Below are 4081 nucleotides of genomic sequence, written 5' to 3' on the forward strand. Positions count from 1 at the left end.
GGGCGGCGAGCAGCCGGTCGTCGTAGAAGCGGGTGCGGATCACGGCGTGGTGCCTGAGCGCGACGGCGTACGGGCCGGGCCGCCCACTGGTCGTGTACCCGGCGGCCGCGACGAACGCGCCGGCGTAGGGGTCCGTGAAGAGGGCGTCCGCGCGTCCGCTCTCCGCCGCCCGGACGTGGGCGACGGCGAGTGCCGTGCGGCTGACGGGGCTCAAGGGTGCGGGTTGTGGTTCGGAGGGCTTCATGGCGGTCAAGTTACATCGCTGACGATGCATCTGTGAAGATGTAATCTGTTGGCATGGATCCAGTGGGCAAGGTCGATGGAGTGCGGTTGCTCCGGCTCGGCAAACGGCTGACCGAGCTGGGGCGTGAGGTCATCGCCCGGTCCGGCGCCACATCGCTGACGCCGGGTGAGGTCGCGGTCGTCTCGGACGTCTTCCGGCATCCCGGTACGCACGTCCGGGAGATCTGCGCGCGCACCGGCTTCGTCCAGAGCCATGTCTCCGCCTCGGTGGCCCGGCTGCGCGAGCGCGGGCTGCTGACCGCCGACCCGGATCCGGTCGACCGGCGCCGGACCCGTATCGAGCTCACGGACCGGGCCGTCGAGGCCATCCGCGACCGCGCCGGCCGCCCGGCCGGTGACGTGCTCGCCCAAGCGGTCGCCGACCCCGAACGGGCCCGCCGGGCGGCCGAACTGATCGAAGAACTCGGAGAGTTGCTGCTGCCCGAGGCGGGTGCTCCCTGAATCAGGACCGCCGGCCCGCCGACCGGGAGGCTCGCGCCACGACGAAGAGGAACAGCCCGCAGGCCGTCACCAGCAGCCATCCCGGGCGGGACGCACGGGCGAGACCGGCCGGGCCGACGCCCGCGACCAGGCCCCCCGCGATGGCGATGCCCACCGCCGAACCGACCTGGCGCGCGGTGGAGGTGATCGCCCCGGCCACACCCGCCCGGGACGGCGGCAGTCCGCCGACCGCGGTGTTGGTGATCGGCGCGTTGGCGAAGCCGAAGCCGATGCCGATGAGCAGATACGCCAGCAGGAGCAGCAGGACGTTCGTGTCCCGGCCGAGGTTCACCATGCACAGTCCGCCGGCGGCGGTGAACCCGCCCGCGAGGACGAGCGGACGCCCGGGCCCCAGGCGCCCCACCAGGGTGCCGGACCACGGCGCGCACAGGGTCGCCCCGAGCGCCATGGGCAGGGTCGCCATGCCTGTCGCGAGCGGCGTCCAGCCGCGGGAGTGCTGGAGGTAGAGCGTGTTGAGCAGCAGCGTCACGTTCAGCGCGACGAACACGGCGACGGCGCCCAGCGTCGCCGCGGCGAAGAGCGGCCGCCGGAAGAGCGCGAGGTCCATGAGGGGTTCGTCGCGGCGCAGCTCGACCCGTACGAAGCCGGCCGTCGCCGCCACGGTCACGGCGTAGCCGGTCATGGCGAGGGGCGAGGCCCAGCCGATGCGGGGCCCTTCGATGAGCACGCCGACCAGTACGCCCAGGGCGAGCGTGAGCAGCACCTGCCCGGGCAGGTCCAGCCGCCGGGCGCGCTGCCCGCGGGACTCCGGCACGAAGACCGCCACCAGGGCGAGGGCGGCGACGATGACCGGCGCGTTGATCCAGAACACCGACCGCCAGCCGAACGCCGCGATGAGCGCCCCGCCGGTGACCGGCCCCGCCGCCATGCTCAGCCCGAAGACCGCCGCCCACACGCCGATCGCCCGGGCCCGCTCCCGCGGGTCCGGCATCGCGTTCACCACGATCGCCAGGGCCACGGGGCTCAGCATGGACGCCCCGACACCCTGCGCGGCCCGCGCGGCGACGAGGAGGCCGAGCGACGGGGCGACCGCGCACGCGAGGGACGCGACGCCGAAGACGACCAGCCCGCACTGGAACACGCGGCGCCGCCCGAAGCGGTCCGCGAGCGCGCCGGAGGCGATGAGGAGGCTGGCCAGGACCACGGTGTAGGCGTCCACCACCCACTCCAGACCGCCGGTGTCCACGCCCAGGCCCCGCCCGATCGCGGGCAGGCCCACGTTGACGATGGTGGTGTCCAGTCCGACGAGGAACATGCTCAGCGCGCAGACGGCCAGCACGGTCCAGCGCCGGCGTGCGCTCAGTGGGAGTGGAGCGGTCGGGGTTGCGGTGGTCATGGTGGTCACAGGGCGGTTCACCTTCTGTTCCGTGCGGGATCGTCCGCCGCCCATGCTCGGAGCGGGTGGCGCGCCGGCCCAGGAAATTTGCGAAGGCTGCAAAATGACCCTATGGACACCGGACCCATGGACCCCGAACTCGCGGAGATCCTCGACGGCATCGGCCCACGGCTGCGAGCCCTGCGCCGTGACCGCGGGCTCACCCTGGAGACGCTCGCGGCGGACACCGGGATCTCCCTGAGCACGCTGTCGCGCCTGGAGTCGGGCAAACGGCGCCCGACGCTCGACCTGCTCATCCCGCTGGCGCGGGCGCATCGCGTCGCCCTGGACCAACTGGTGGCGGCCCCGGCCACGGGCGACCCGCGCGTCCACCTCAAGCCGCACCGCAAGGAGCGCGGGAGCGTCCTCGTGCCCCTGACGCAGTACCCGGGCCGGGTCCAGGTCTTCAAGCAGGTGCTGGCGCACCGCGAGCCGAAGCTCGTGACGCACGCCGGCTACGAATGGCTCTACGTGCTCGCGGGCGAACTCCGCCTCGTCCTCGGGGAGCGCGAGTTCACCCTACGGCCGGGCGAGGTCGCGGAATTCGACACGAGCGAACCCCACTGGTTCGGGCCGGCGGGTGCGAACGCGGTGGAGATCCTGCACCTGTTCGGTCCGCGCGGCGACCAGGCCATCGTCCGTACCGGGCCGTCGACGACGTGAGACGCCACTGCGCGCGCGTCCGGGACCAGGGTCTGTTGGGAAAGCGGATCCTCTTCGTTGCTGATCACGTGCTGTGGGACGTGGGGACCTGACGAACGGCCAGTGGGCCCGGCTTGAGCCGTTGCTGCCGCAGGGCATCAAGCCGGGTCGGCCGCAGGTGTGGACGCGGCGGCAGCTCATAGACGGCATACGGTGGCGGACCCGGACCGGTGCCCCCGCGCGGTCGAGCAAGGTCAGAAGCCCTTGTCCGTCGTGATCACGGCCGGGCAGCGCGGCGATTCCCCGCAGTTCGAAGCGGTCCTGGAAGCCATCCGGGTGCCGAGGCTGGGACTCGGCAGGCCGCGCAAGCGGCCGGACCGGGTGCGGGCCGACAAAGCGTACGACTCCCGAGGCAATCGCTCCTACCTGCGCAGACGCGGGATCAAGGCCACGATTCCGGTCCCGGCGGACCGGGTCCGCAACCGCCTCAAGCGCGGATCGTGCGGTGGGCGGCCGCCGGCGTTCGACAGGGACGACTGCAAGCAGCGGCACGCGGTCGAGTGCGGGATCAACCGCCTCAAGCGCAACCGGGCGGTCGCCACTCGTTACGGCAAACTCGCCGTCCGCCACGAAGCGACCGTGCTGGTCGCAGTCATCAACGAATGTCTGTGACCAGCACGGTGGCAATGCGCCTCAGTGCACGCAGAACTCGTTGCCGGCCGGGTCCTGCAGCACCGTCCAGGTGAGGCCCGGAACGCTGTGCTCGCCGACCACGCTCGCACCCAGAGCGACCAGCCGCTCCACCTCTCCCGCCAGGCCCGTGCCGGGCGCGGCAGCGAAGTCGATGTGTACACGGTTCTTGCCCCGCCGCTCTTCGACCACACGCTGGAAACCCAGCGCCAGAGGCTGCGCTCTGACGATGACGAAGTCGCCGTGGTCCTGGGCTATCTCGCCTTCCAACGCAGTGGCCCACCACTGGGCCAGCTCCTGCGGTTCCGCACAATCCACCGTAATCATCACTGCTGCCAGACTCATGATCGTCACCCTAGCCACGACCACTGACAATCATCAGCACCAGCCGTTCGCAGAACTGCGGCCAACGACCGTCGAAAACTGTTTTCGAAGCACTCGGGTTCCTGTGACCAGCACTTTCCCAACAGACCCTAGCTTGATCTTTAACCTGTGCGGCGTGGGCGAGGGGTCGTGGACTTCTTCGATTTCGGTTTCGCGGTGTCTGTTTTGCGTACTGTGTGCACGTCA

At 71.2% G+C, this 4081-nt stretch carries 5 protein-coding genes and 1 pseudogene; 3 read left to right on the forward strand and 3 right to left on the reverse strand.

Annotated elements, in window-relative coordinates:
• Positions 1-214, reverse strand: a 214-nt coding sequence (locus AB0K09_RS30630; protein WP_366068667.1) for a class I SAM-dependent methyltransferase, incomplete at its 3' end; no start/stop codon positions are given.
• 83 nt (positions 215-297) lie between these two features.
• Here AB0K09_RS30630 and AB0K09_RS30635 point away from each other — a divergent pair.
• Entirely contained in the window at positions 298-744 is a 447-nt protein-coding gene (locus AB0K09_RS30635; RefSeq protein WP_366068668.1) for a MarR family transcriptional regulator, read from the forward strand.
• Between the two features lies 1 nt (position 745).
• Here the strand turns inward: AB0K09_RS30635 and AB0K09_RS30640 are convergent, their stop codons facing one another.
• Positions 746-2140, reverse strand: a complete 1395-nt coding sequence (locus tag AB0K09_RS30640; protein ID WP_366068671.1) for a DHA2 family efflux MFS transporter permease subunit — start codon at positions 2138-2140, stop codon at positions 746-748.
• A gap of 111 nt (positions 2141-2251) precedes the next feature.
• On the opposite strand from AB0K09_RS30640, the gene AB0K09_RS30645 reads away from it, so the two are divergent.
• Both AB0K09_RS30645 and AB0K09_RS30650 read left to right on the forward strand, forming a co-directional pair.
• Entirely contained in the window at positions 2252-2842 is a 591-nt protein-coding gene (locus tag AB0K09_RS30645) for an XRE family transcriptional regulator (RefSeq protein WP_366068669.1), read from the forward strand.
• 73 nt (positions 2843-2915) lie between these two features.
• Positions 2916-3493, forward strand: a pseudogene (locus AB0K09_RS30650) (transposase).
• A gap of 21 nt (positions 3494-3514) precedes the next feature.
• On the opposite strand, the gene AB0K09_RS30655 reads toward AB0K09_RS30650, so the two are convergent.
• Positions 3515-3856 carry a VOC family protein gene (locus AB0K09_RS30655; protein WP_366068670.1) on the reverse strand — a complete coding sequence of 114 codons (342 nt, stop codon included), beginning with the start codon at positions 3854-3856 and terminating at the stop codon, positions 3515-3517.
• Positions 3857-4081: the final 225 nt, after the last annotated feature.

Source organism: Streptomyces sp. NPDC049577 (assembly GCF_040675635.1).
Classification (GTDB): Bacteria; Actinomycetota; Actinomycetes; order Streptomycetales; family Streptomycetaceae; genus Streptomyces.